Source organism: Chryseobacterium scophthalmum (genome assembly GCF_900143185.1).
In the GTDB taxonomy this organism is placed as follows: domain Bacteria; phylum Bacteroidota; class Bacteroidia; order Flavobacteriales; family Weeksellaceae; genus Chryseobacterium; species Chryseobacterium scophthalmum.
The window spans coordinates 130482-156907 of sequence record NZ_FSRQ01000001.1 but is presented as its reverse complement, the minus strand read 5'-3'; the positions used below and the strand labels follow the sequence as shown (position 1 = coordinate 156907).

Sequence of the window (26426 nt, the reverse complement as noted above, 5' to 3'; positions counted from 1 at the left end):
ATTAATCCGTTAAAATATTTTCTTTTGGCATTGTAAACTGTTTATTTTCATCGCCCAAATCCGGCAATCCAAAATAGAAATATAAAGTTCTTTTAAACTTTCCATTTAAGTGATTCAATTCGCTTTCAGGTCCTAAAGTTTCCGTTTTATCATTAATATTAAACGCCAAAACAGTTCCTAAAGGAGGGATTGCATCTAAAAATGAGATATTTCCTGTCGGCAATTTCGGATAACCTTCTGTTCCGTAGATTCCGTAAAAATCAAAAAGTCTGACGAACATTTTTTCCTCTTTTGTTCCAACTGTTATTTTCCCTTCTGCTGTATCTAATTGTAACCAAGAAACCTCATCAAAATATCCTTTGAATTCAGGATAAATCCACGGAGATTGTCCGGTTCTTGCTGAGTTTTTTAAGTTTTGCCAAACATTAAAAGTTTGTCCTTGAGTTCTGTTTTTCCAAACATAATAAGGTCCTTTTCCGAGCCACTTTGCATTGATGACATAGTTTTCAGGATAATCGAAACTTACCCCTGCAAATTGATAATCTCCAGACAAAGAATATTCATAATTTAATTCTAAAATTCCGTTTGGATTTAGTTTCCAAATTATTTTGTTTCTGTTTTTATAATTGACTTCAATCAGTTGATTTTGTCCTTCTGCAAAAGATTTTATGGATGATAATTCCATTTTTCCATTGACGAAAACAGGGCCATTTTTAAAGGTCATTTTTTTGCCTTTTTTATCTAAAATAACAGCTTTTAATAACCCGTCTTTTTTTCCAAAAGTAAATTCTTTTTCGTCAGATTTTAAAATAAATAATGAATCATTTTCTACAACCAAAACTGGAAATTCTTGGATTAAAGATTTTGAAAATTGTTTTGAAATTTCATCATTTGACTTCAATTTCCAAGTCCAAGTATAAATTTCTTTTCCAAATTTATCTATTGCAGTTAATAATAAAGCTTCACTTTCTCTCCAGTTTTGAGGAAGATTCAAATTTATATTTCCTTTCTCTGTTGGTTTAATATTTGGAGATTCTACTTTTCTAATTTTAACTAAATCAAATCCTGATTCTGATGAAAATGGTGTTTTAAACTTAACTAATTTCCATTCAAACTGGCATTCATTTAAGTTCGCAAAATGATAACGGTTTTCAATAGGAATGATTCCATTAAAATCATTTGATAAAGTTTTCAAATCAATTTTTACCGGACTGTAAATCTCCCGAATCGCATAAAAACTTCCTTCCTTTTCACGATGTGGACCCAAAACTCCGTCGGGAGCGTTGATAGCGTTCACATCAATCTGATTGTTAAAATCTGTTCTCACCAAACCTTCATCCGCAAACGCCCAGAGAAAACCACCAGCTCCTTTTTTAGAATTCCAGTGAAGTTCCCAATAATCGGCTAAAGAAGTTCCGCCACCGCCGTCGTCTTGAGCGTGCAAAAACTCGGTCGGCATATAAATATTTTCACCTTCAAGAATTTTTTTTGTACTGTAATAATCTTCGTAATGATTGCAGTCGATTCCGTTGAAAGCATTTCCTGGCTTGTGATGTGCGTGAATTACTGGACGGTTTGATAAATCATATTTTGCAAATTCTGCATCCAAATCAAAATTATGTCCGCCTTCGTTTCCATTGCTCCAAAAAATAATCGAAGGATGATTTGCATCTCTTGTAACCATTTCTTTCACCAACTTTTTGCCAACTTCTGTGCTGTATTTTTTTTGCCAACCTGCCAATTCATCCAAAACATATAAACCGAGAGAATCGCAAATTTTCAAAAACGATTTATTGGGTGGATAATGAGAACAACGAACGGCATTCATATTCATTTCTTTGATGAGTTGAACATCCATTAAATCGATGTTTTCATTGACTGCTCTACCCGTTTCCGGCCACCAAACGTGACGATTGATGCCTTTCATTTTCACCTTTGTTCCGTTGATATAAATGCCGTCACCCTTCTTGATTTCTATCGTTCGAAAACCGAATTTTTCGTCGGACTGAAAGATTGTTTTTCTGCTTTTATTTAAAGTGAATTTTGCTTTGTACAAATTCGGTGTTTCCGCCGTCCAAAGTTTTGGATTTTTAACGGAAAACTGAATCTGTTTTAAAGTATCACTTTTTTGGATTGAAATCTGAGATTCGCCAACCAAATTATTTTTAGCATCAAAAATTTCGACCTTTACATTATTGGCAGATTGGATTCCTTTTAAATGAATATTTGAACGAAAAGTTCCGTCTGCTTTTGCATCAATCGCTGTCCAGGAAATATGTTCTTTTGAAGTTGCTTCTAAATAAACAGGTCGGAAAATTCCTCCTAAAACCCAATAATCAGCAAGGCGTTCTGCATTATTAACCGATTTATCAGCAGACATTTTGGAAACTTTGACTTCAAGAATATTTTCTTTTCCAAAAATTAATTTGTCTGAAATATCATATTTAAATTCATAAAACGCACCTTGATGAATAGCTCCGACTGATCTTCCGTTGATCTTCACTTCGGTATCGGTCATTGAGCCTTCAAAAACGATGTTGATGGTTTTTCCTTTCCAGGAATTTGGAACTGAAAATTGGTGTTTGTACAAACCTACTTCATCATTGAATTTAAAATTTTTGCCGTAGGTGACATAATCGCGTCCATAATTGTATGAGCCAAAACCCTGCTGTTCCCATTGAGAGGGAACCTTAATTTTATCCCAGATTCCTGATTTTCGTCCACCGTTTATCCAAAAATCCCATTCTTTGGTATGCTCAGAATCTTTCCCGCTCAGGAATTGAATTTCCTTAGATTGAGAATGCAATAATTGAAAGCATAAACATAAAAGAACGAATATTTTGGAAAAACAACTCATTTTGCAGCAATATCGGAATCGTCTTTTTTATCGTAAGATTGCGTAAGAGAAGCAACTTGCTCCACCTTAATATTTTTTTGTTTTAAGTTTTGAATATAATTAAGGTTTTGCATTTCAGGTTTTAAGGCTTTGATTTTGAAATTTTCTAAAGTGAAATCTTTCAAATCAAACAAATCTGATTTTTCAATAGAAAACGCTGTTTCACAACTTAAATCGATGTTTTTGATGGTAATATTATTAGCCAAACCTTTTCTCGGTCTTTCTTCGCCTTTTAAATCAAAAAACTGATTCCAGCCTTTTACATAAAGGAAAGTTTTTACGTTTCCTGTAATATTTTCCACCGTAAGATATTCGTAATGTTGTGGCGTGTCTGGGCGCATTTTTAAGTGTAATAACCTTGAAGCATCTTTCACTGTAGAATTGCGTAAAACAACGTTGTAATTGTGAATCGATTCACTTCCGCAAGTCAAAACACTGTGGCAAAATCCAAAAGAGTTATCTTCGATTAAAATATTTCTGTTTTCTCCATTATTAGGGTCTTTATCAGCTTTCGGACCTTTTCCTCCTTTTAACGCAATCGCATCATCGTTAACCGACATATAGCAATTTTTAATCAGGAAATTCGTGCACGCATCAATATCAACCGCATCTGTGCTTGGTGCTTTTACAGGTTCTTTCGGAGCAAGAATCGTTAGATTTAGTAATTTAACGAAATGTGATTTATAATAATGAGTGCTCCAAAACGGTGAGTTTTTAATCGTAATTCCTTCAACCTGAACATTTTTCGAATTGGAAACGTAGATAATTCTTGGTCTCATTTCATCCATATTGGTGCATTTAGGATTCCATTCGCGTCTTTTCCAGAATGATTTCCAAAAACGAAGTCCGTTACCATCCAATGTTCCTTTTCCTGAAATTGTGAAACCATCCAATCCGTCTGCGTTGATTAAAGCTGGAAAGTATTTTACGGTTTGTCCTTCCATTCTTGTTGTCACCACCGGAAAATCGTTGATATCATCGCTTCCTTTTAATTTTGCTCCATTTTCCAAATGTAAATGGGTTCCTTGTTTAAAAAAGATTGAACTGATAAGAAAAGTCCCTTTGGGTACGACAATTACACCACCATTTTTTGAAGCTTCATCGATGATATTCTGAAGTTGTTTTGTCTGAAGAATGGTACTGTCATTCTTTACGCCAAAATCTGTGATAATATATTTCTTACCTAATTTACTGATGTCTGTAGGTTTGTTTTCTTTAAACCATTTCGGAATTACAGTTCCGTCGGGGAATTTGTCCTGACTTTTTAGTCCGGTTGAGCATAAAGCGAGAATCAAGAGAGACCCAATGAATTTGGATGTATTTGGAAATTTCATAATGTATTTATATTGCTGTATGATCTGATCCTTGTGAATAGCTGTTAAAAAAACACAAAAATCAGTAAAATAATTTTCATTCATTAAAGAAAATTATTCTTTCATTTCATTTTCATAAAAATATACATTTCGAGACTTTACAGCATCCTGCTCTTTCATGTTGGAAGTTTTTAAGATGCTTTTGACTTTAACAAGCTTTCAAATTAGATGAGTTTTCAGTAAGTTTACTTCTTTTATTAAATGAAGTTGAAAATAAATAATCATGAAAATAATTTCAGTAAGACAAAATCCCGAATATAAAGAAAAAGCAATTGAATATTTCCAGAAAAGCTGGTCTGAAATTTCGCCAATTATTTATCAAAACTGTATATCGAATAGTATTGATGCAGAGCAATCTCTACCTCAGTGGTATTTATTAGAAAAAGATGAAGAAATTATTGGTTGCGGCGGATTAATTACCAATGATTTTATCAGCAGAATGGATCTGTATCCGTGGGTTTGTGCTCTATTTATTAACGAAGATCACAGAGGAAATCATTACAGTGAACTTTTGATGAATAAAGCTAAAGAAGATACCAAAGATTTTGGATTTAAATATCTGAATTTATGTACTGATCATATTGGATTTTACGAAAAATATGGTTTCAAATATATCGGACAAGGGTATCATCCGTGGGAAGAAGAATCTAGAATTTATCAGATTGAAGTTTAATTATTTTTTATGCTTATTGAATACCGAAACCTTTTGCCAGACGAAAGTAAAGCGTACCGAAAAATCCGTTTGGAAAGTTTAAAAGAATTTCCGGAAGCTTTTTCTGCAACCTATCAGGAAACTTTGAATGTAGAAAAACTTACATTAGAATACGATATTGAAAATCAAGCAGCCAATAAGTTTGTACATGGTGCTTTTGCACATCATGAACTGATTGGAATATGCACTTTTGTAAAGAGCAATGAAAACACCGGAAACATTTATCAAATGTATGTTCAAAAAGGATCTCAAGGAAAAAACATCGGGTTGAATTTAGTTCGTTCAACTATAAAAAAAGCCCAGAAACGATATGGTAGTCTGGAAATCTTTCTTGAAGTATCTGTAGACAATTTACAAGCTAAAAATTTTTATTTAAAAGCCGGTTTTGAGCAAATTCAGCAAGTTGAAAACTCAAGTGATCTTTTAATGAAATACAAAGGTTTGTAAATTAATAATTCTTAAAATTATTCTGCCAGGTTCTTCAAACTTCTGTTCAGGCTTCTTACCGAAATCCCCAAATACGCTGCCAAATCTTCCTTGGAAAGCTGAATGTCCTGTTTTGACTGAAGTTCAAAAAGCTTCCGCAAACTGTGCTCAACCGTATATAATTGCTGGAAAGAGGCTCGCTTTGAAGTATTCACAATTCGCTCTGCAAAAGCATCGACAAGCAAAGCATTGAGTTCTAAATTATTTTTTAAAAGTTCGCGAAAATAAGGAACCGACAACGCATACACCGAAACATCGGTCATCGCCTCGATATTGCATAAACAGGGAATATTTCTAATGCATTCTATCTCACCAAGAATTTCGCCTTTCCCTAAAAACTCAAGAATAAATTCTTTATCGTTTTCTTCACTGAAATAACATTTTACGATCCCCTCTTTCATCAGCATGACTTTGGTCGATTTGTCGTTCTGCATCAAAAGTCTTTCTCCTTTTGTAAACTGTTTCAAGATCACATCTTCTTTTCGCTCCTGTTTCTCGTAAAGTTTTGTGATAAAATCTAAAAATGTCTGGTTTGTGCGTAACATATTTTTATTCGGGACAAATGTCCTTTCGGGATTTTTTATATAGGTTGAAATTTGCGGCAGAAAAATACACAATACTGCTGAGAAATAAAATTAGTGATTCTCATCAATTTTTAATATAAAATTTAATAAAATATGAAACAGCTTATAAAGCAAGAGGACTGGAAAAGAAAGGAACATTTTCTATTTTTTTCAAAATTTGAAGAACCTTTTTTTGGAGTAACCATTACGATCGACTGTACTTTAGCCTATCAACAAGCGAAAGCAAAAGGAAACTCTTTTTTCCTTTATTATTTATACAGGTCTTTAAAAGCTGCCAATGCAATAGAAAACTTCCGTTATAGAATTATTGATAAAGAAGTGTATCTGTTTGATCAGATCAATGCTTCTGCAACCATCAACAGACCCGATGAAACCTTTGGTTTTTCTTATATGGATTATGATAAAAACGAAGAATTATTTAACCAAAATGCAAAAGAAGAAATTGCAAGGGTACAGCAATCTAAAGGTTTAATTCCTGCAGGTTCGGGAGAAAATGTCATTCATTTTTCTGCTGTTCCGTGGTTTGATTTCACGTCACTTTCTCATGCAAGAAGTTTTACATTTCCGGACAGTTGTCCCAAAATTTCATTTGGTAAAGTAACTGAAAATAATGGTAAAAAATTGATGTCTGTCTCTATTCATGCGCATCACGGATTGATGGACGGTTTTCATATCGGATCGTTTGCTGAAAAATTTCAGGAATTGATGAATGAAATATAATTTCAATAATTATAACAAAAAACATCGTCTGTGAAATTTGCAGACGATGTTTTTAATATTGAAGTTAGTATAAAATACATTAATTATTTATGATAAACCTCATCGCTCACCGGAAGTAACCAAACTACCGAGCCTTTATCATTATTGCTAATTGCCAAATGAGAAAAATGGCTGTCAACACTTGCTCCATGCCAATGCTCTACATTGGGCAGACATTTTATAACATCACCTTTTCGCACAATTTTCTTTGGCTGCCCTTTTTCCTGATAATAGCCGGTTCCATCAGTAACCAGAAGGATCTGACCTGCAGGATGTAAATGCCAATTGGTTCTTGCTCCTGCTTCGAAAGTGACATTTCCTACAGTTACAGGGTTTTCCTTGTCATTTGTGATCAACATTTTAAGATAAGCCGTTCCTGTGAAATTTTCGCTGTTTAGCTTTTCACCTTTCTCAAAAAGAGTTTTAAATTCAGGTTCATTTGTTTTTTGAGTTTGAGATTTAAAATTATGAGTTGAAAGCATCAATAAACAACTGCTTAAGATCGTAATACACTGTAAGTATTTCATTTATAAATTTTTAGAATAAAATTCCAGTAATTTTGCAACTGCCTCATTTACATATTCCGGTTTCCAGTAAGTTTGAATATGAGTAGCACCATCGATAATAAATAGTTCTTTGCTTTTTGCATTGATAGCTTTTGGGAAAGCTTCATCGGTCATATATTTCGTATCGGCTTTGCTTCCTACGATCATCAAAAGGGGTTGATCGATCAAATCCATATTTGCAGTTGCATCCCAAGTCATTAAGTCTAATAAATTGCTTGTAGGATAAAGAAAAGTTGAATTGGGATGTGCATTGGTCCGATAGTAATAAATATAGCCTTCACGATAAAGATCTGTTGAAGTTTTTTCAATCTCTTCATCTGTAATTTTTGCTACTCCTGAATAGATGATCTTACCGCCTGCAGCTTCTTGCGCTCTTGCATCAGAAGCTTGTTTTAAACGTTCCTGTATTGTATTTGATCCCGAATTCTGAAAACCATTACGTCTTACTTCGCCAGAATTAAACATACTTAAAGTAACAACGGCTTTTACTCTCTTATCAGATTGTGAAGCTTTTAAAGTATAACCACCACCGCCACAAATTCCAAGCGCACCGATCCGGTTTTCATCAACACCTTTATATTGGCTGATAAGATCTACCATCCCATGAATATCTTCAGTTCGGTATGCAGGATTATCGGTATGTCTGGGTTCTCCACCACTTGCTCCTTGATAAGCTGCATCAGCTGTAATTGTTATGTAACCTATCTCTGCTAAACGCTGTGCATACAAACCTGCAGTCTGCTCTTTCACACCGCCATTGGGATGTGCGATAACTATTGCCGGATATTTTTTTGACTCATCATAATTTGCGGGAGTATAAACATTGGCAGCAATGTCAATTCCTTTTAATTTATAATTTACGTGATGGATGTTTACTTTTCCTGATACGTTTTCTGTAATTGCCCCGTCATAAACCAAACCGAATGGATTATTGCGAGTGACTATTTCGATTTTTTTTATTTTCACTTTTTTTGTCTGGTCAATATTTTTCGTTTGTGCATTAATACTGAAGTTTATTATAGCTGTCGTCAATATCGTTATTGAAATTATTATTTTTTTCATTTTTTAATTTTTACAATTTATTTGGATATTCGATCTTTTAAAATCTCTTTTAAAACCATCGAAGCTGCTGTTGATTTTTCTTTAGTGATCGTGGGAGTGATCATTGTGATGAATTCATTCAACTGTTCAGGTGACCAACCCACATTTAATGAAATTCCTAAATGTGATCGAAGCATCGGATCTGCATCGCCAATGGCAGTGATTACTGAAATGGTGACCAATTCTCTTTGGGCGTAAGTCAGCACATCTCTTTCAAATATGTCTGCAAACAAATGTTCTTTTAAAAATGTATCGATGGCAGGTGCAAAAGCAGAATATCCGGAAAGTTTATAGGCTTGTGGTGTTCCGGAAAGTTTCCCCAATATGTCTTTGCCTCTCTCATATTTACTTTTCTTATTTACAATTGGCGAAGCTTCAGCTCCTTCATTATCTTTGATCCCTTTTGCTTTTCGTTCTTCAACGACTTCCATAAAGGTCTGCAAACCTCGGATACTTCTGGGAAAACCACAATATGCATAGGAATGAACGAGCATTTCTTTAATTCATTCATAGTCAATCCGGCATCAAGACCTGAATTTAAGGCATCTTTCAGTTCAGTCAGCTTCCCCTGTGCTGTAAAAGATGAAATGGTAATTATATTTCTGTCTTTTGAATTTAATTGTGAATTAGATGTTGCCATTTGCTGGGCTTTTAGAGTATTGAGAAACATTGAAGTTCCTATCAGTAATACTGTTAGAATTAATTTTAAACTTTTCATGTTTATTATTTTCCAACGTTTTTCTGTAAATGTTGAGGATAGCGCTCTCCTACAATTTTTATTTTTTCGGCAGCCTTTTCAATATTATTCAAATCACCTGCGGTTAATTCTACTGATGCTCCGCCAAGATTTTCTGTTAAGCGGTGTAGTTTTGTCGTTCCAGGAATTGGAGCGATCCAGGGTTTTTGCGCCAATAACCAAGATAAAGCGATCTGTGCAGGAGTAGCTTCTTTTTCTACGGCAATTGATTTCAATAGATCTACCAATGCTTGATTAGCTTTACGGTTTTCTTCTGAAAATCGTGGTACAATATTTCTGAAATCATCTTTTTCAAACTGAGTGGTTTCATTGATCGCTCCCGTTAAAAAACCTTTACCGAGTGGACTGAAAGGCACAAAACCAATTCCCAGTTCTTCCAGAGTTGGTATAATTTCATTTTCAGCTTCACGATAAAATAATGAATATTCACTTTGTAAAGCAGTTACAGGTTGAACGACATTTGCCTTACGAATTGTTTGTACTCCTGCTTCAGACAACCCAAAATGTTTTACTTTTCCTTCTTCTATTAGTTCTTTCACTGTTCCTGCAACATCTTCAATCGGAACATTTGGGTCAACTCTGTGCTGATAAAATAAATCGATGACGTCGGTTTTCAGTCTTTTCAATGATGCTTCAGCAACCGCTCTTATAGTTTCCGGTCGGCTATCCATTCCTAGATCTGTTTTAGCATTTTTAAAACCAAATTTAGTAGCAATCACCACATCTTTTCTAAATGGTTCGAGTGCTTCACCTAGCAAATCTTCATTGGTATAAGGTCCATAAACTTCTGCAGTGTCAAAAAAAGTGACTCCCTGTTTATAAGCAGCTCTAATTAATTGTACGGCATCCTGTTTTTCGGTAGGCTTTCCATATCCAAAACTCAATCCCATACATCCTAAACCTAATGCAGATACTTCTAATTTATTTTTTCCTAATATTCTTTTTTCCATTTTTCTTACTTTTTTAATTATTCTTTTTTAAAGGCACTTCCACATTTGAAAACTGTAAAACGTTTGCCGGTAATCTTTCGCCTAATATTTTAACGGCATCAACTTCTGTATTGAATTGTTTTAATTCATTGGCTGTAAATTTCACCTGCTCAGCTTTTAGATTTTCCAGCATATGTGCCATTTGTGTTGTTCCCGGAATGGGTACGATCCAAGGTTTTTGAGCCAATAGCCAAGCCAGGGAAATTTGTCCGGGAGTTGCATCTTTCTTTGTTGCCCATTTTTTAAGTACTTCTATCAAAGCCAAATTATTAGGAAGGTTTTCTTTTGAAAAACGACTTTCACCACTGCGTATATCTCCGGGAGCAAAACCCGTATTTGCATCAATCGCCCCTGTTAAAAATCCTACACCCAAAGGACTCCACGGAACAAAACCAATTCCCAGTTCTTCACAAAGCGGGAGAATAGTTTCTTCAGACCCTCTCCATAATAACGAATATTCATTTTGAATCGCTGTAACAGGATGAATTGAATGTGCTCGCCTTAACGTTTCAACGCCTGGTTCTGAAAGTCCATAATGCAATACTTTCCCTTCTTTCATTAAATCTTTTATAGTTCCTACAACATCTTCAATGGGCACTTCAGGATCAACCCGATGCTGATAAAGCAAATCGATACGGTCTGTACGCAAACGTTTCAGCATTCCTTCCACCACCATTTTTATATGCTCTGGTTTGCTGTTCAGACCCAGTAAACGCTGACCGGTCTTTTGATCAATATTCCATCCGAATTTTGTTTCAATTACTATTTTATCACGAAAAGAAGATACCGCTTCACCTAAAATTTTCTCCACTTCAAAAGGACCGTAAGCTTCTGCGGTATCAAACAATGTAACGCCATTATCAAATGCTTTTCGGATGATATTATGCATTTCTGATCGGTTTGGGATTGTAGTTTGATATGTTCGGCTCATATTCTGAACTCCTAATCCAATAGCAGAAACTTCCAGTGATTTCCCTAATTTTCTGCGACTGCTAAGAACATCCTTGAAGCTTTCGTTTTGAAAATTGTTTAGTTGCTGACTTCCTGCTTTAGCTAAGGAGTCAAAAGGTAATAATGCAGTACCTGCAGCAGCTAATCCAACAGCTTTTAAAATATCTCTGCGATTCATTCTTAATATTTTTTGGTGAAATAATGTTTTAAACGTCCAATTTTCTTTCGCTTAACCATTTGACCATATTCGGATCTCGATGATCAAAAAATAAACTTGCATTTGTATCTAATGCTTGAATAGTCTGAACATCTTCTTTCGTTAATTCAAAATCAAAAATGTTAAAATTTTCAGCCATTCTTTCTTTACGAACCGATTTCGGAATAGCAATAACATTTCTCTGAACCAACCACCGTAGAATTACCTGAGCTACAGTTTTGTTGTATTTATGAGCAATCTCACTTAATAATTCATTCTGGAAAATATTGTTTTTGCCTTCAGCAAAAGGTCCCCAAGATTGAATTTGTACTTTATTTTCTTCTAAAAACTTTTGAGTTTCTATTTGCTGGTGAAAAGGATGCGTTTCTATTTGATTGATTGCCGGAACAAATCCGCTATTGGCAATTAAATCAGCAATTCTGTCAGGATGAAAGTTGGCAACCCCAATTGCTCTTATTTTTCCTTGAAAATAGAGCTCCTGCATAGCTCTCCAAGAACCGAATACATCTCCGTAAGGTTGATGAATAAGATATAGATCTAAATAATCCAGCTGAAGATTTTTCAAAGACTTATCAAACGCTTTCAATGTATTTTCGTAACCTGCATCCTGAACCCAAAGTTTCGTCGTGATAAAAAGATCTTCTCTGGGAATATTACTATTTTTTATCGCTTTACCTACGGCTTCTTCGTTAAGATAAGAAGCGGCCGTATCAATTAATCTATACCCTGTTTCGATGGCATCCAAAACTGCCTGTTCACATTCTTTAGGATCGGGAATTTGAAAGACCCCAAAGCCCAAAACAGGCATCTGTAATCCGTTGTTTAATGTTATATTGTACATCTTTTAATTGTATTTGAACGTTTGTTATGCAAAGTTCCCAATTGATAATAAACTTGTTGGTATACATATTACTGCATTTATAACCAATATTACCGATAATGCTGTAATGGCTTTAATTTGAATATTTTAATATGTAATTTCGCTTTATCAAAAGATAAAATCATGAGTAAAGTAGTTAATTTTGAAACGGTCGACGATTATAATCAGTTTAATAATCATGAGACTTTGCATCCTTTGGTAAGCATTATTGATTTTTCTAAAGCTCACCCAAGAACCGGCTCTAAAATGAACTTTAACTTATACTGTATTTTTTTGAAGGATGTAAAATGTGGTGATTTAAAATATGGCCGCGCAACTTACGATTATCAGCAAGGTACTTTGGTTTTCGTTTCTCCGGGACAGATTCTGGATGTAGAGAATAAAACAGATCTATACCAACCGACAGGACACGGAATTGCTTTTCATCCGGATCTAATTAAAGGAACTTCTTTGGCAAAAGCAATTTCGGAATATCATTTTTTCAGCTATAATACCAATGAAGCGCTTCATCTTTCAGCCAAAGAACGTCAGTTAATTCTTGATCTTTTTGGTATTATTGATAATGAATTGAAACAATCTGTAGATAAACACAGTAAAAAACTTATCACATCTAACATTGAATTGTTCTTTAATTATTGTGAACGCTTTTACGACCGCCAGTTTATCACCCGCGAAAATGTAAACAAAGGACTTTTAGAAAAATTTGAACATTTATTGAATACCTATTTTTCATCTGATAAACCTTATTCTGTCGGATTGCCTTCTGTTGCTTATTGCGCAGATCAATTGCATTTATCTGCCAATTATTTCGGGGATCTAATAAAAAAAGAAACCGGTAAAACTGCTCAGGAATATATTCAGAATAAAATAATCGATGTAGCGAAAGAAAGGGTTTTTAATATTGACCAATCGATAAGTCAAATTGCTTACGAATTGGGATTCAAATATCCGCAACATTTTATTAGACTTTTTAAACAGAGAACTGGTGTAACGCCTAATGAATTTAGAAATTTAAATTAAAGCTCAAAAATATTTTAAAATAAATTGAACCAACTTTGAGCATCATTTATAGAAAAAGCAACACCCATAAATTTGGATGTTGCTTTTTTTAGTCACAGAATTATAGTTTTACAATCAATGCGCATGGTCGCCTGAATTTGATAATTTGGCATTCACAAAAAAGGCACCTTTTGTAACCACAGATGCATCTGCAGGAATTTCGTTAACGGTAATAATTGCCGTATATCCCATATCGGAAGAACCTTTTACAACTTCAATCTTTTCGAAATTGACTGTCTTAGATTCTTTTTGGTTTGCTTTTTCTTCGTGTGCGTGTTCACCTTTTTCTTCAGCGTGTTCTTCAGGTTTTTTATTGGTTTTAATAAAAATATAATATTTGCTGTCTGCTTCTACAATAGCTTCATTCGGAACAGCCGGTGTCGTACTTTTATCAAGACTTACAATTCCGGTGATATTCATTCCGTCGATTAATCCGGCTTTATTTCCGGTGACAGAACAGTGTACAGAAATGGTTTTGCTTTCGTTTTCAAAAGATGAACCGATGCTGAATATTTTTGCATCGTACTCTGTTTCCGGGTTGTTAGTCAGTTTAAAATGAACAATTTGCCCGACTTTCATTTTTGGTAAATCTTTTTCAAAAACCTGTAAATCAAGATGCAGAGAACCGTTATCAATCACATCAGCAACCGGTGATGAAATATCCACGTAACTTCCTATCTGCGCAGAAATATTACTCACCGTTCCGCTAATTGGCGATGTGATGACCAAACCTGAACGTAAATTACCATTATTCACATTGGCAGGGTTGATTCCCATAATCTGAAGCTGTCTTTGTAAAGATGATTTTTGCGTTCTTAAAGTTTTCAGTTCGGCATCAGAACTCTGCAGATTTTTCTTTGCACCTGCATCATTATCGAACAATTCTTTTTGTCTTCTGTATTCATGCTCGGCAAACGCAATTCTGCTTTTCACTGTAAGAAATTGCTCTTGTAATTGGATATATTCAGGATTACTTATCGATGCGATGACCTGTCCTTTTTTTACAAAATCCCCAATCTGAACATTCAAAGTCTTTATAATTCCGCCATACATCGAAGTGATGGTCGCTTTATTATTATTTGGAACCCTTAATGTACCATTCGCTTTAATCGTGGAAGTCAGTTCTTTTAATTCAATTTTTCCTAAAGTAACCCCCACGCTTTTTATTTGCTCTTCGGTAAGACTTGCAATCGTTTGAGGAGCTTCTTCGCCGTGTTCTTCGGTTTGTTCTGTCTTAATTTCTCCTTCAGGTTCTGAAGTTGTTTCTTTTTTCCCACAGCTTACGAGGAAAATAAAAGTAAGGATGATATAGATGATATTTCGTTTCATTTTATTTGTTGATTAAAGAATTAATGATGATTACAGACTGATTGACCTGTTGTATAGACTCTAGGTATTTCAGCTGAATATTGGTTGCAGTCTGCAAAGCAAATAAATATTCAACATAAGAGATTTCTCCGGTTTTATAACCAAGTTGCCCTGCTTTAACGATTTTTTCGGCATTGGGTAAAGCCTGGTCAACGTAATATTGATATTGCTGAATGTATTGCTGATATTGGTTTAATGCATTTTCTAACTGAGCGGTCAATTGTTTTTGTTGCTGTTTTGCATTCGATTCTGCCATTTGTTTTTGATATTCTAAAGACTGAATTCGTGCTTTGGTCGCTCCAAAAGTCAACGGAATCGCAACTCCGATACTTGCAACACTGAAGCGGTTTCCTGCATCATAATATTTTTCCTGACCATTCAACGTATGAAAACCTATAATCGACTGATTGGTATAGCCTAAAGTAAATTCAGGCAAACCTTGTGATTTTTCAACATTTTTATTCTTATCGGCAATTTCCATTTCCTGATAAAAAGCCTTTACAGTAGGATGATTGGCAATAGCTGTGCTGTCCAGAACATATTCTGCTTTCAAAGGTTCATAGTTTTTATTAAAAGTAATCTGAATATCATCATCGGTATTCAGAAGGGTTTTTAAATTTTTGTAGGCATTATTAAGATAAATTTTATTCTGATTTAATAATAAATTGATTTCCCCTTTCTGGGTTTCTGCGGTACTTATTTCTATTTTTTTGATGTCACCCGCATTAAATCTTACGGTTGCAATCCTGATAAAATCCTGATAAAGACCTTCCAGTTTCAACAGTTTGTTTTGATTATAATGCAGATATTCAATTTGATAAAAATACGTTCTTACTTGTTTCGCCAATTCATTAACCGTAATTTCTTTATTGATTTGCTTTCCTTTTATTTCCTGCGCAATCAATTCTTTTCTCGCTTTAAATAAAGTGGGAAACGGAATACTTTGCGAAATGGAAAACGACTGGTCAAATTTCGGACTGTTGTATTGCCCCAATTGTGCATTGAAACTCAATTTAGGAAGTTCATTTGCCGTTGGTTTCAGGCTTTCAGAAACTTTAACATCTAAGTCTTTAGATTTTATTGAATAGTTATTATTCAGCGCTATTTCTGTCGCCTCTTCTACCGACAGAGTCTTTGTCGTTTGAGCCCTCAATGTTTGTCCAAACAATAAAAAACCTAAAATAATCACCGTCGTTAAAGGCTTCATTTTTATATTCTTTATTTTGAGTTTTGTGCTGAAAATAATGTAAAGCATTGGTAAAACAAATAAAGTAAGGAAAGTTGCCGTTATCAATCCGCCAATCACAACAGTTGCCAAAGGTTTCTGAACTTCTGCACCAGCTCCGGTGGAAATCGCCATCGGAAGAAATCCTAAAGACGCAACTGATGCTGTCATCAAAACCGGACGAAGCCTAGTTTTAGTTCCTTCAAAAACACGTTTCAGAATATCAGTTTCTCCATCTTTTTCCAGTTGATTGAAAGTTCCAATCAAAACAATTCCGTTTAAAACCGCTACTCCAAACAAAGCGATAAAACCAATCCCCGCACTAATGCTGAATGGCATATCCCGAATAATCAATGCGAAAACACCACCAATCGCACTCATTGGAATCGCTGTAAAAATTAATGCGGCTTGCTTTAAAGATTTAAATGTAAAATAAAGCAGCATAAAAATTAATAAAAGAGAAACCGGAACAGCAATCATTAATCGTTTACTTGCAGCCTGCAAATTTTCGAATTGTCCGCCATAAGTAAAGTAATACCCCGAAGGAAGCTTTACTTTATCATCCAGTTTTGCCTGAATATCTTTCACCACACTTTCCACATCTCGGTTTTTCACATTAAAACCGATTACGATTCTACGTTTTCCTTCTTCACGACTTATCTGCGCAGGACCGAGTTTGTAACTGATATTAGCAACCTGCGAAAGCGGAATCTGATTTCCTGAATTGGTGGAAATCATCAGATTATTCACATCGTCAATATTGGTTCTGTGAAGGCTGTCTAAACGAACAACCAAATCAAAACGTCTCTCATTTTCAAAAACCAATCCCGCACTTTTTCCTGCAAAAGCTGTACTTAGCGTATTATTCACGTCTTCAATATTCAATCCGTAGTTTGCCATTCTTGTTCTGTCATATTCTACGTTAATTTGCGGAAGTCCACTAACGCGTTCAATCTGAGGTTGAGTTACACCATCCACCGATTGAATTACATTATTGACTTTATTTGCATAAATCGCAAGAGAATCTAGGTTTTCACCAAAAATTTTCACCGCAACATCCTGACGAATTCCGGTCATTAATTCATTGAAACGCATTTGTATCGGCTGATTTTTCTCAAAGAAAACACCAGGAATATTTTCCAGTTTTTCAGAGATTTCATCTGCTAATTCATCATAAGATTTCTTTGTTTTCCATTCTTTTTGTGGTTTTAAAACAATAATCATATCCGTTGCTTCCGGTGGCATCGGGTCGGTAGGAACTTCGGCGGAACCTGTTTTTCCTACAACCATTTTCACTTCATCAAACTGTTTTATAATTCTTGATGCCTGCATCGATGTTTCTACACTTTGAGTAAGCGAACTTCCCTGTGGCAAAATGCAGTGAAATGCAAAATCTCCTTCCTGCAATTGTGGGATAAACTCGCCTCCCATTCTGCTGAATATAAAAATACTGACTGCAAATAAAGCGACTGTAGCCGAAACTAAAATATATTTTAAACGCAGCGCTTTCTGTAATAACGGCTGGTAAATATTCTGCAATCTGCGCATCATTTTATCTGAAAAATTTTCTTTTGTGGAAGGTTTTTTAGATAAAAATAAAGCACTCATCATCGGGATGTAAGTCAATGATAAAATCAAAGCTCCTAAAATCGCAAAACCTACTGTTTTTGCCATCGGTGTAAACATTTTACCTTCTACTCCAACCAAAGTTAAGATAGGAATGTAAACGATGAGAATAATAATCTCGCCAAAAGCTGCGCTGTTTCTTATTTTTGAAGCGGAAAGAAAAACTTCTTCATCCATTTCTGCTTGAGTCAGTTTTTGAGTCGATTTTCTGAGTCCTAAATGGTGAAGTGTAGCTTCTACAATGATGACTGCACCGTCTACAATCAGCCCAAAGTCGATTGCTCCAAGACTCATCAGGTTTGCACTTACGTCAAAAACATTCATCATTCCTAGTGCAAAAAGCAATGCTAATGGAATTGCAGAAGCAACGATTAATCCGGCTCTGAAATTCCCAAGAAATAGCACAAGAACAAAAATGACAATCAATGCACCTTCTATCAGGTTTTTTTCGACAGTATTGATGGCTCTTCCTACCAAATCCGTTCTGTCTAAAAATGGTTCGATAACGACATCTTTGGGTAAAGATTTTTGAATCGTCGGAATTTTTTCTTTTACCAAATTCACCACTTCATTACTGTTGGCTCCTTTAAGCATCATTACAATCCCTCCTACTGCGTCAACTTTTCCGTCAAACGTCATTGCTCCATAACGTACTGCGCTTCCCAATCTTACATCGGCAACATCTTTTATAAAAATCGGAACACTGCCTGTGTTGTTCTTTACAGCAATGTTTTTTATATCTTCAAGAGAAGCGACAACGCCAATTCCACGGATGAAATAGGCATTCGGTTTTTTATCGATATAAGCTCCTCCTGTATTCTGATTGTTTTTTTCTAATGAGGTGAAAATATCAGTCACACTTACGCCCATCGCTTTCAGTCGGTTAGGATCAATAGCGACTTCATATTGCTTCAACTCACCGCCAAAACTATTGACTTCCGCTATTCCCGGTGTTCCATTAAGCTGTCTTCTCACAATCCAGTCCTGCATTGTTCGCAGTTCTTGAGAAGAATATTTGTTTTCACTTCCCTTTTTAGGATGCAAAATATACTGATAAACCTCGCCTAAACCGGTACTTACGGGAGCCAATTCAGGAGTTCCGATGCCTTTTGGGATTTCTTCTGCAGCTTCTTTTAATTTTTCACTGATAAGTTGACGCGCAAAATATACATCAACATCTTCTTTGAAAACAACGGTTATAACCGATAATCCAAATCTGGAAATACTTCTTGTTTCCTGGATGTCCGGAATATTGGCAATACTTTGCTCAATGGGAAAAGTAACCAGCTGCTCTACTTCCTGACCTGCAAGTGTAGGACAAACCGTGATTATTTGCACCTGATTATTGGTAATATCGGGTACAGCATCAATCGGTAATCTGGTTGCGCTCCAAACGCCCCAAATTATCAGCAACAAAGTCATTATCCCAACGACAATCTTGTTTTTGATGCTAAATTTTATGATTTTATCTAACATAGAATTTTATTTAATTTTTATTGACCTGCAATCTCTTTCCTGCATCAAATAATTGATGCATTCCTGAAATGCAAAAATGACTAAGAATACCATGCAATGATATTGCAAAGTTTTCCTAAAGGTTGTGATGAAAGGCTTCTTTCATCTGATCGTTAAAAATTAAATTTTGGGAGGTTGCCAAATGTGGTCGTAAACCTGATAAGCAATGTTGTTTCTATGAAAAAGAATTTTCTTTGAAAAATAGGCTTTTACCTGTAAAGGAACGTCTAAAAAAGGTTCCATTTTAAATGCAGTTACCGTAATCTGGCAACAGCTGCAAAAGCAGAAAGGAGAACAGCCATCATCTATATTATGAGAATGAGAATCCTCAGTATTGAGTGAAATTTGGGTGTGATTATCTTTTCCAGATTCAGCTTTGACATCACTGCACGGCATAATCAGCAGTGCAATGAAATAAATTGTCAATATAAATCTTAAAAGTTTCACTTAGCAAAAATAGAAAAATAGTTTGTATAAACTGAACTTTTATTGCAGTTCAGTGGTCTAAAAAGCTGTTAAAAGGAACATTTCAAAATAATTATGTTATAATTTTTAGGATTGATAGCCTAATAGTTTTCTAATCTGATAGAAAAACCTTTCGATCAATCGTAGATCTTGTGTTACGATTTCGGCATTTCCTCTCAGTTCTTTATCAAATTTCAATGTTTTATTGTAGGAAGTTTTTAAACCTTTAGGAAGAACAACATCTACATAATAATTTCCTTTTTCATCAGGAATTAATGAAATATTCTGAACTTTTCCTTCGATGATTCCATATTCCTGAAAACGGTAATTATCTAATTTAATCAATACCTTTTCACCCGGAATAATTTTCCCTGAATTGGCTGTAGGTACAGACATTCTTCCAACTATTTGCTCCGTATGATCCGGTAAAATAGAAAGTATAGGATCACCTGCTTTTACAAACTGATTTTCACCATAAAATTGTTGAAAACTTGCCATTCCATCAGTTGAAGAAATAATGAGATAGCTCTGTTCCCACTGTTTTAAAGATTTTCTAAGTTGCTCAAATAACTGAAGGGTTTGAGATGAATACGTGATTTTATCTTTTTCTGTATTGATCGCTGTTCCGCTTTTTGTTTTATTGAAATTGGAAATGCTTTCCTGCAATTGAGAAAGAGAAATATTTAAGTTTTCTAAGTTTTGTTGCGCCTGAAGATATTTTATTTTTTCATTTTCTAGCTCTACTGCAGCAATCACGCCCTGATTAAATAATTCCTGTGATCTTTGATAGCTTTTACGTGAAAGTTCAGCCTTTGCAAGTTCAAGATTTTTTTGTTGTTTTAAAGTAGCAATTCTGCTTCTGGATTCAGATATACTAAGGTTAGTCGCAATGTTTTCTGGAGCATAGGGTTGTAAACGAGTAAATAAACTCTCATCCTGAAAAGCTTTTGCAAAACTATTGTAATCGCCCTGAAGTTCACCCAATTTGAAATGAGAAGCTTCTTTAACAGGGAAAGAAAGCAACTGATCTGAAGCGATAGAATCTACGAGTTTTTTAAGCTTTAAAACATCCTGATAATTTGCTGTAGACTGCAAAACCATCATTACATCACCTTTTTTTACTTTTTGATGATCTTTAATAAATATTTTTTCGATTTTTGAACTGCTTCTTGCTTCAATTTTCTCCGGTGGATTTTGCGATGTCACTACAATAGGAGCAGGAACAAATTCCGGATATTTGATGATGTAACTCATTGCAAGAATAAGCAGCAGAATAATAAATATAATCGTATTTCCCCATCGGAACATCCAATGTGGTGGTTCTGTGAGTATATCCTGAACGCTTTCTGAGCGAAGTTCTATATTGTCTAAAATGTCTTTATGTGTTTCCAAATTTTATGTTTTTATTTTGAAACTTTGTCAAAGTAAAATCAATTACCTAATTCCAGTTGATTTTTAACAAGTCTGTAATATTCTCCTTTTAAAGCTACCAATTCCGCATGGTTTCCTTCTTCTACAACTTTTCCTTTATCGAGAACAATAATTTTATCAGCATGTTTTACGGTTGATAATCTGTGAGCAATCACAATGGCGGTTTTACCTTTGAAAAACTGTTCCAGATTTTCCATAATTACCTTTTCATTATTGGCATCTAAAGCAGAAGTTGCTTCATCAAAGAAAATATATTCAGGAGATTTGTAAACCGCTCTTGCGATGAAAAGTCTTTGTTTTTGTCCGCCACTCACACCGACTCCTTCATTTCCTATTTTTGTGTTATAACTTAAAGGTAAATCTTCTATAAATTCTTTAATATTGGCGATTTCTACAGCTTTTCTTAGTTTTGATTTATCTACATAATCTTCTCCTACTGCAATATTATTAGCAATCGTATCATTAAAAACGTAGCCTTCCTGCATTACCACGCCACACTGATCTCTCCAGAATCTTGGTGAGATGTTTTTCATTTGGGTATTTCCAATTTTAATTTCCCCTTCGTTAGGTTCATAAAACTTCATTAGTAATTTCAGCAATGTCGTTTTCCCGCTTCCACTGGCTCCAACAATTGCCGTTGTTTTTTGGTGAGGAATATTTAAGTTTAAATTTTCAAAAACCGGAACATCCGAACCGATGTATCTGAAAGACATATTATTGATTTCTATATCTTTATCCGGAATTTCTGTGGCATATTGATCGTCTTTGCTTTCCTCATCTTCTTTATCATGAATTTCTCGTAGTCTTTCTAAAGAAATTTTGGCATCCTGAGTTTGTTTTACAAAATCGATCAATTGTAATAGTGGACTATTCAACTGTCCGATAATGTATTGCACAGAAAGCATCATCCCTAAAGTAAGATTTCCTTCCAGAACCAATTTAGCAGAAAGAAAACTTACCAAAATATCTTTCATTTGGTTGATGAAATTTCCTCCAACCGATTGCCATTGCTCTAATGACAGCGATTTTATTTTTAGTTTAAAAAGTTTTACCTGTAAGAATTCCCAATCCCAGCGTTTTTGCTTTTCAGCGTTATGCATTTTTATTTCCTGCATTCCGTTGATCAGTTCAATTACCTTACTCTGTTCCTGCGAAACCTGTGAAAATCTTTTATAATCAAGCTCTTTTCTTTTGTTTAGGAAAAACGTAATCCATCCAATGTATAAAGCCGCTCCAACAATGTAAACGATAAACAGACGATAATCATAAAACAGCAATACGATACTGAAAATAATCAGATTGACTAATGAGAATAATGTATTTAGAGAAGAATTGGTCAGAAGTTGTTCGATTCTGTGATGGTCGTTAATTCTCTGCATAATATCTCCGGTCATTCTTGTATCAAAGAAACTGATGGGAAGTTTCATCAATTTAATAAAGAAATCGGAGATAATTGAAATGTTGATTCTTGTTGAAAGGTGAAGCAAAATCCAGCTTCGGATAACCTCAATTCCCATTCTACCCAGAAAAAGCATTACCTGAGCGAGAAGAACCAGATAAATAAAGTTCAAATCCTGATTCTGAATTCCCACATCCACAATACTTTGAGTAAGAAAAGGTAAAATAAGCGACAATAAACTTCCTGCTAATAATCCTACTGCCAACTGAACAATAAGCGATTTATATTTTAGTAGATATTTAGATAAAAAAGAAAAACTGGCTTTACTTTCCTGATCGTCAAATTCGGTTTGGAAAAATGCTGGTGTAGTTTCCAGAATCAAAGCAATTCCTTCCTCTGTATTTTCATTCGCATTTTCGCCAATCCATCGCTTGATAAATTCTTCTCTGGAATAGGTAATCAGTCCGTAACTTGGATCTGAGATATACACCAAATTATTTTTATCAATTTTATAGACAACCACAAAGTGATTTTTGTTCCAGTGTACGATGCATGGGAAAGGAACTTCTTCAGCTAATGTATTAAAATCAACCTGAACTCCCAAAGAACGGAAGCCCAAATCTTCGGCAGCATCACTTAAACCAAGTAAGCTGCTTCCTTCTCGGGTTGTTTCTGAAAGGTTACGAATCTGTTGCAGGGAAATACTTTTTCCGTAATGTTTGCTGACAATTCTGAGACAGGTGGGGCCACAATCTTTGGAATCGGGTTGTATGTAATTGGGGAATTTTTTTTTCAAAATTTAATTCAAATTATTTAAAACAAATTGTCGCCTCAGAGACGACAATTTTTCTTCTAATTTATAAGCTTTTAGACTTTAGTAGCAAGACTTATTGCAATAACGAATGCAAAAACCACCTGAATTAGGATCATTTACGCATTCTGTGTTTGTGTTGTAGCACTTTGCAGATGCAGCTTGCCCTTGTGCACATTCAAGAGTAATTCCTCCCTGTACAGTTTTAAGATTTTCTCTTGAAAGTTTTTTTAAGTTTTTCATAAATATAATGTTTGGTTTCCTACTCTATTTAAGCTTTTCGGATGCCGCTTTATTTTTATCCCAATTTAGGGATTTTTTTAAAATACAAATATTATATCTAATAAAAATTATTCGATTTTTTAAATCTCATCGAATAATACAAAATTTCTATGCATATTGCGGACAAACTACTGCCGGGCAAATCAATTTTGGGCATTTAATTTGTCCAGGAGGCGGACAACAGATATTTACGCATTGTTTTACGATTATTCCACCGCTTCCGGTAATATTTTTCATTTGATTTCTTGAAATTTTTTTTAAATTTTTCATATAATTATTTTTAAGATTCTACGGGACATGGTGCAAAACAATAAATATTGGGACATCTTTTAATTCCCGGAGGAGGGCAACATGCTTGAGAACAAGTTGAAGCTCCGCCGTTGATGTCTTTCATCTGACTTCTTGAGACTTTTTTAAAATTTTTCATAATAAAATAGTTTGGTTGATTTGATGATTAATTAAGGTTGGTTTCCGCCGCCGCATCCGTCGTATGGCATGCATTTCCATTTTCCGTTGATCAGACAAAGCTGTCCACCTGTACAGACAATACCTCCCTGAATCGTTTTCATTTCCTGTCGGTTGATTTTTTTTAGATTTTTCATAAAAATTGAATTTGGTAATTTCCTACTCTTTTTAAGCTTTTCGGATCCCGCTTTTAATTCATTTAAAATTAATCAATTTTGATTAATCAAAAATAATTTAAATTGAAAAATCTTCATCTTCAATCAATTCACCGATAAAGTAATGAATATCATCGCGGTCATATTTATCCGGAAACTGATAACCATTAATGATAAAAACAGGCGTGAAATTAAGTCCTGCAGAACTATTTTCCGAAGTCATCTGAATGATATTTGTAAGATCTTCCGGATTTTGTGTTCCAGATTTTCTATTAATTTCGCCTTCATCTTTATTTTTAAACCAAGTATCAACCGCGCTTAAAAAATCTTTTTGTGATTTGTTTTTATAAATGCTCAAAAAGTCTGAAATAAGTTGGGTATATTTTTCTCCTGCGCTTTCACCTGAATAATTAAATCTCATCTGTGCAGAAATCTCATCCGGATATTTTGCTACTAAATCTTCAAGAATTTTATGTGCATCTTTACAAAACCCACAATAAGGATTTGAAACTACCGAGATATGAAGTTTTGCGTCTTTGTTTCCTAAGAAGAAAGTGTTTTTATCTGAAAATTCAATTTTTTCTTTATCTAAAAGTTCTCTTTTGAACAGATCATAATTTCTTTTGAATCTAAGATTTTTCGCATTTGATTTTTTAAGCTCTTCTTTCTGATTCATCAGATTATTTAGAAAAGCAATCGTAAAAAACAAAGAAATAAATGCAATAACGCTGATAAAAACAATCGGTAAAGAAACCACCAAACTGAAATAGAAAGAGCTGACTGCAATCTGCGCCAATAAAATAAAAATGATAAAGAGACACACTCTGCAAAGTGATTTTTCTACAAAAGTCTGAACATAAAGTGAGTATAAAATCACGACAACTGAAATCAGTGAAATAATTTTTAAAACAAACTGAGCGCCCGGAAATAAAAGACCAATAAAGGTAATTCCCAAGAAATAAATTAAGCTAAAATCGGAAAGCTTTAATCCTAAAATATTCGTTTTATCAGCAGAAAAAATGGTTGCACATGAGCTTTTAGAATTACTATTTGCTGCGCCACCACAAATATTGCTTACGACAACAGATTCTTGCCCGAATTTCTGATTAAAAAGCTCTAAAGAAATGTAAACTCCGAGTAATGACAATAAGTTGAAAATGCTTTCATACCAAGTGAACTGCAGGAATGAATAGAGAAGAATTATCCCGAAAATTGCATAAATAAACGGTTTAAAATTAAAAAATGATGTTGACTTTACGTTCTCTGTTTTCTCAAAAAGAAGTACAAAATCATCCGAATTTTTATAAAGTTCTTCTTTACTTAAATTCTTTACTTTATCAGAATAAATGATGAAGTCCTTGTCTTTCTTTTTTACTAATGAAAAAGAATTGTTGACCAAAGCCATAAATTCTTCAGGTAATTCGTCCCAATACTCTTTATCCAATTCATAAGCGTCATTTTTTAAACCCAAAAAATTGAGAGTGTCGCTGAAAGCTAAAGCCGAAGGATAGTTGGGATGAGAATTAAACTGAAAATAAAATTCTTGTTTGTCTAGTTTAAAATGGTCTATTAGTTTGTCGAAGTTCATTGAGTAATTTGGTAATGTTTAACGGGGTCAAGATAATAAAAATTATTTTCTCAACACACATTGGTGAATAAAATAATTATCATTTTCTGTTTTTCTTTCAAAAAAAGACATCGACATGGCTTTTTTATTGATCGATATTTATATTATCCTTTAAAAACGGCAATCATTAATAGTCTGTAAATCATTTAAAAAAAAAGTAAACAGAATTTGAGTTTAAAGAAACAATCATTTAGTAAACAACAACGCCAATGAATTTCATTGGCGTTGTGTTTTTTTCAACATTTGTGATTGAAAACATATGGTCCTGAACCATTTATATTAAATTTTTATATAAACCTGTAATAATATCTTCAGGTTTTTATGCTTTGTTTAAATCTCATATTTAGTTTAAACCAGAAAATATTTCTTCCATTTGGCAACCGTATTTCTGCTGAGTCCATAATGTTTTGCCAATTCAGTATTGTTCAGATTGTGTTTTTTCTGATAATCTAAAATTTTAAAAATTGTTGATTTATCATAAGACCTATGAATTCCATTATTATGTGAATCTTCATTTTTGGTTTCTCCAAATAAAATATTTTCAAATTTGATTACATCCAATTGCGAAAAATTCTTTTTATTTAATAATGGAAGGCAATCTTTTTCTTTTTCAGGAAATTTCAGTTTTAAAAGATCCGTATAAATTCTTTGGTAATCTGGTTTAATCATTTTATTATGTTTTTTTTGTCTTTTATGTAAATATTATATTCTCTTTTCTTGAATTAGA

The 26426-nt window shown here is 34.2% G+C and carries 25 protein-coding genes; 4 read left to right on the top strand and 21 right to left on the bottom strand.

Annotation, left to right across the window (positions count from 1 at the left end):
- Nucleotide 1: 1 nt before the first annotated feature.
- Both BUR17_RS00715 and BUR17_RS00710 read right to left on the bottom strand, forming a co-directional pair.
- On the bottom strand, nucleotides 2-2806 hold the full coding sequence (locus BUR17_RS00715; RefSeq protein ID WP_228418567.1) for a glycoside hydrolase family 2 protein: 2805 nt from the start codon (nucleotides 2804-2806) through the stop codon (nucleotides 2-4).
- A 47-nt stretch (nucleotides 2807-2853) separates the two neighbouring features.
- Nucleotides 2854-4230 (bottom strand): rhamnogalacturonidase, encoded by a 1377-nt coding sequence (locus BUR17_RS00710; RefSeq protein ID WP_084550494.1) that lies wholly within the window; start codon nucleotides 4228-4230, stop codon nucleotides 2854-2856.
- A 262-nt stretch (nucleotides 4231-4492) separates the two neighbouring features.
- Between BUR17_RS00710 and BUR17_RS00705 the strand changes: the two genes are divergently transcribed.
- Nucleotides 4493-4942 (top strand): GNAT family N-acetyltransferase, encoded by a 450-nt coding sequence (locus tag BUR17_RS00705; RefSeq protein ID WP_074228097.1) that lies wholly within the window; start codon nucleotides 4493-4495, stop codon nucleotides 4940-4942.
- Nucleotides 4943-4951: 9 nt separating this feature from the next.
- A complete protein-coding gene (locus tag BUR17_RS00700) occupies nucleotides 4952-5428 on the top strand; it encodes a GNAT family N-acetyltransferase (protein ID WP_074228096.1) in 477 nt (158 codons plus the stop codon).
- Nucleotides 5429-5445: 17 nt separating this feature from the next.
- On the opposite strand, the gene BUR17_RS00695 is transcribed toward BUR17_RS00700, so the two are convergent.
- Nucleotides 5446-6012 (bottom strand): Crp/Fnr family transcriptional regulator, encoded by a 567-nt coding sequence (locus BUR17_RS00695; protein ID WP_074228095.1) that lies wholly within the window; start codon nucleotides 6010-6012, stop codon nucleotides 5446-5448.
- Between the two features lie 132 nt (nucleotides 6013-6144).
- Between BUR17_RS00695 and BUR17_RS00690 the strand changes: the two genes are divergently transcribed.
- Nucleotides 6145-6771, top strand: coding sequence for a chloramphenicol acetyltransferase (locus BUR17_RS00690; protein ID WP_074228094.1), 627 nt, complete (start codon nucleotides 6145-6147; stop codon nucleotides 6769-6771).
- A gap of 83 nt (nucleotides 6772-6854) precedes the next feature.
- On the opposite strand, the gene BUR17_RS00685 is transcribed toward BUR17_RS00690, so the two are convergent.
- Genes BUR17_RS00685 through BUR17_RS00660 form a run of 7 tightly spaced genes read right to left on the bottom strand, consistent with a single transcriptional unit; the run spans nucleotide 6855 to nucleotide 12232 of the window.
- Nucleotides 6855-7337, bottom strand: a complete 483-nt coding sequence (locus tag BUR17_RS00685) for a (R)-mandelonitrile lyase (protein ID WP_074228093.1) — start codon at nucleotides 7335-7337, stop codon at nucleotides 6855-6857.
- The gene (locus BUR17_RS00680; RefSeq protein WP_074228092.1) at nucleotides 7338-8438 is read right to left on the bottom strand and encodes an alpha/beta hydrolase; all 1101 of its coding nucleotides are present in this window, start codon (nucleotides 8436-8438) and stop codon (nucleotides 7338-7340) included.
- Between the two features lie 17 nt (nucleotides 8439-8455).
- On the bottom strand, nucleotides 8456-8908 hold the full coding sequence (locus BUR17_RS20930) for a carboxymuconolactone decarboxylase family protein (RefSeq protein ID WP_228418565.1): 453 nt from the start codon (nucleotides 8906-8908) through the stop codon (nucleotides 8456-8458).
- Nucleotides 8836-9195, bottom strand: coding sequence for a hypothetical protein (locus tag BUR17_RS20925; RefSeq protein ID WP_228418563.1), 360 nt, complete (start codon nucleotides 9193-9195; stop codon nucleotides 8836-8838). Before BUR17_RS20925 ends, BUR17_RS20930 begins: the two co-directional genes overlap by 73 nt.
- Nucleotides 9196-9200: 5 nt before the next feature.
- Nucleotides 9201-10184 (bottom strand): aldo/keto reductase, encoded by a 984-nt coding sequence (locus BUR17_RS00670; RefSeq protein WP_074228091.1) that lies wholly within the window; start codon nucleotides 10182-10184, stop codon nucleotides 9201-9203.
- Between the two features lie 13 nt (nucleotides 10185-10197).
- Complete coding sequence (locus BUR17_RS00665; RefSeq protein ID WP_074228090.1) at nucleotides 10198-11352, bottom strand: aldo/keto reductase; 1155 nt, start codon at nucleotides 11350-11352, stop codon at nucleotides 10198-10200.
- Between the two features lie 28 nt (nucleotides 11353-11380).
- Entirely contained in the window at nucleotides 11381-12232 is an 852-nt protein-coding gene (locus BUR17_RS00660; protein ID WP_074228089.1) for an aldo/keto reductase, read from the bottom strand.
- A 162-nt stretch (nucleotides 12233-12394) separates the two neighbouring features.
- Here BUR17_RS00660 and BUR17_RS00655 point away from each other — a divergent pair, with 162 nt between their 5' ends.
- Nucleotides 12395-13291: a helix-turn-helix domain-containing protein gene (locus BUR17_RS00655; RefSeq protein WP_074228088.1), complete on the top strand. Its 897-nt coding sequence runs from the start codon at nucleotides 12395-12397 to the stop codon at nucleotides 13289-13291.
- 114 nt (nucleotides 13292-13405) lie between these two features.
- Here BUR17_RS00655 and BUR17_RS00650 read toward each other — a convergent pair whose 3' ends face one another.
- The 11 genes from BUR17_RS00650 to BUR17_RS00615 form a co-directional block, all read right to left on the bottom strand.
- The gene (locus BUR17_RS00650; RefSeq protein WP_074228087.1) at nucleotides 13406-14659 is read right to left on the bottom strand and encodes an efflux RND transporter periplasmic adaptor subunit; all 1254 of its coding nucleotides are present in this window, start codon (nucleotides 14657-14659) and stop codon (nucleotides 13406-13408) included.
- A gap of 1 nt (nucleotide 14660) precedes the next feature.
- Nucleotides 14661-19025, bottom strand: coding sequence for a CusA/CzcA family heavy metal efflux RND transporter (locus tag BUR17_RS00645; RefSeq protein ID WP_074228086.1), 4365 nt, complete (start codon nucleotides 19023-19025; stop codon nucleotides 14661-14663).
- A gap of 159 nt (nucleotides 19026-19184) precedes the next feature.
- Nucleotides 19185-19511 (bottom strand): DUF6660 family protein, encoded by a 327-nt coding sequence (locus tag BUR17_RS00640; RefSeq protein ID WP_074228085.1) that lies wholly within the window; start codon nucleotides 19509-19511, stop codon nucleotides 19185-19187.
- A 105-nt stretch (nucleotides 19512-19616) separates the two neighbouring features.
- Complete coding sequence (locus BUR17_RS00635) at nucleotides 19617-20921, bottom strand: HlyD family secretion protein (RefSeq protein ID WP_074228084.1); 1305 nt, start codon at nucleotides 20919-20921, stop codon at nucleotides 19617-19619.
- A gap of 38 nt (nucleotides 20922-20959) precedes the next feature.
- Nucleotides 20960-23155, bottom strand: coding sequence for a peptidase domain-containing ABC transporter (locus BUR17_RS00630; protein ID WP_074228083.1), 2196 nt, complete (start codon nucleotides 23153-23155; stop codon nucleotides 20960-20962).
- Nucleotides 23156-23233: 78 nt separating this feature from the next.
- Nucleotides 23234-23413 (bottom strand): bacteriocin-like protein, encoded by a 180-nt coding sequence (locus BUR17_RS00625; protein WP_074228082.1) that lies wholly within the window; start codon nucleotides 23411-23413, stop codon nucleotides 23234-23236.
- Nucleotides 23414-23560: 147 nt separating this feature from the next.
- Nucleotides 23561-23722 carry a bacteriocin-like protein gene (locus tag BUR17_RS20825; RefSeq protein WP_167442965.1) on the bottom strand — a complete coding sequence of 54 codons (162 nt, stop codon included), beginning with the start codon at nucleotides 23720-23722 and terminating at the stop codon, nucleotides 23561-23563.
- 10 nt (nucleotides 23723-23732) lie between these two features.
- Nucleotides 23733-23879, bottom strand: coding sequence for a bacteriocin-like protein (locus tag BUR17_RS20820; RefSeq protein ID WP_167594288.1), 147 nt, complete (start codon nucleotides 23877-23879; stop codon nucleotides 23733-23735).
- A 31-nt stretch (nucleotides 23880-23910) separates the two neighbouring features.
- Nucleotides 23911-24054 (bottom strand): bacteriocin-like protein, encoded by a 144-nt coding sequence (locus tag BUR17_RS20700; RefSeq protein ID WP_157969176.1) that lies wholly within the window; start codon nucleotides 24052-24054, stop codon nucleotides 23911-23913.
- A 97-nt stretch (nucleotides 24055-24151) separates the two neighbouring features.
- Entirely contained in the window at nucleotides 24152-25660 is a 1509-nt protein-coding gene (locus BUR17_RS00620) for a thioredoxin domain-containing protein (RefSeq protein ID WP_074228081.1), read from the bottom strand.
- A gap of 387 nt (nucleotides 25661-26047) precedes the next feature.
- Nucleotides 26048-26368, bottom strand: a complete 321-nt coding sequence (locus tag BUR17_RS00615; RefSeq protein ID WP_074228080.1) for a transposase — start codon at nucleotides 26366-26368, stop codon at nucleotides 26048-26050.
- Between the last annotated feature and the right edge of the window lie 58 nt (nucleotides 26369-26426).

Coding starts and splice junctions, on each gene's coding strand:
- BUR17_RS00705 (WP_074228097.1), top strand. CDS start 4,493: ATGAAAATAATTTCAGTAAGACAAAATCCCGAATATAAAGAAAAAGCA.
- BUR17_RS00660 (WP_074228089.1), bottom strand. CDS start 12,232: ATGTACAATATAACATTAAACAACGGATTACAGATGCCTGTTTTGGGC.
- BUR17_RS00615 (WP_074228080.1), bottom strand. CDS start 26,368: ATGATTAAACCAGATTACCAAAGAATTTATACGGATCTTTTAAAACTG.
- BUR17_RS20700 (WP_157969176.1), bottom strand. CDS start 24,054: ATGAAAAATCTAAAAAAAATCAACCGACAGGAAATGAAAACGATTCAG.
- BUR17_RS20820 (WP_167594288.1), bottom strand. CDS start 23,879: ATGAAAAATTTTAAAAAAGTCTCAAGAAGTCAGATGAAAGACATCAAC.
- BUR17_RS20930 (WP_228418565.1), bottom strand. CDS start 8,908: ATGGAAGTCGTTGAAGAACGAAAAGCAAAAGGGATCAAAGATAATGAA.
- BUR17_RS00710 (WP_084550494.1), bottom strand. CDS start 4,230: ATGAAATTTCCAAATACATCCAAATTCATTGGGTCTCTCTTGATTCTC.
- BUR17_RS00625 (WP_074228082.1), bottom strand. CDS start 23,413: ATGAAAAACTTAAAAAAACTTTCAAGAGAAAATCTTAAAACTGTACAG.
- BUR17_RS00680 (WP_074228092.1), bottom strand. CDS start 8,438: ATGAAAAAAATAATAATTTCAATAACGATATTGACGACAGCTATAATA.
- BUR17_RS20925 (WP_228418563.1), bottom strand. CDS start 9,195: ATGAAAAGTTTAAAATTAATTCTAACAGTATTACTGATAGGAACTTCA.
- BUR17_RS00655 (WP_074228088.1), top strand. CDS start 12,395: ATGAGTAAAGTAGTTAATTTTGAAACGGTCGACGATTATAATCAGTTT.
- BUR17_RS00645 (WP_074228086.1), bottom strand. CDS start 19,025: ATGTTAGATAAAATCATAAAATTTAGCATCAAAAACAAGATTGTCGTT.
- BUR17_RS00670 (WP_074228091.1), bottom strand. CDS start 10,184: ATGGAAAAAAGAATATTAGGAAAAAATAAATTAGAAGTATCTGCATTA.
- BUR17_RS20825 (WP_167442965.1), bottom strand. CDS start 23,722: ATGAAAAATTTAAAAAAAATTTCAAGAAATCAAATGAAAAATATTACC.
- BUR17_RS00690 (WP_074228094.1), top strand. CDS start 6,145: ATGAAACAGCTTATAAAGCAAGAGGACTGGAAAAGAAAGGAACATTTT.
- BUR17_RS00700 (WP_074228096.1), top strand. CDS start 4,952: ATGCTTATTGAATACCGAAACCTTTTGCCAGACGAAAGTAAAGCGTAC.
- BUR17_RS00685 (WP_074228093.1), bottom strand. CDS start 7,337: ATGAAATACTTACAGTGTATTACGATCTTAAGCAGTTGTTTATTGATG.
- BUR17_RS00650 (WP_074228087.1), bottom strand. CDS start 14,659: ATGAAACGAAATATCATCTATATCATCCTTACTTTTATTTTCCTCGTA.
- BUR17_RS00620 (WP_074228081.1), bottom strand. CDS start 25,660: ATGAACTTCGACAAACTAATAGACCATTTTAAACTAGACAAACAAGAA.
- BUR17_RS00695 (WP_074228095.1), bottom strand. CDS start 6,012: ATGTTACGCACAAACCAGACATTTTTAGATTTTATCACAAAACTTTAC.
- BUR17_RS00665 (WP_074228090.1), bottom strand. CDS start 11,352: ATGAATCGCAGAGATATTTTAAAAGCTGTTGGATTAGCTGCTGCAGGT.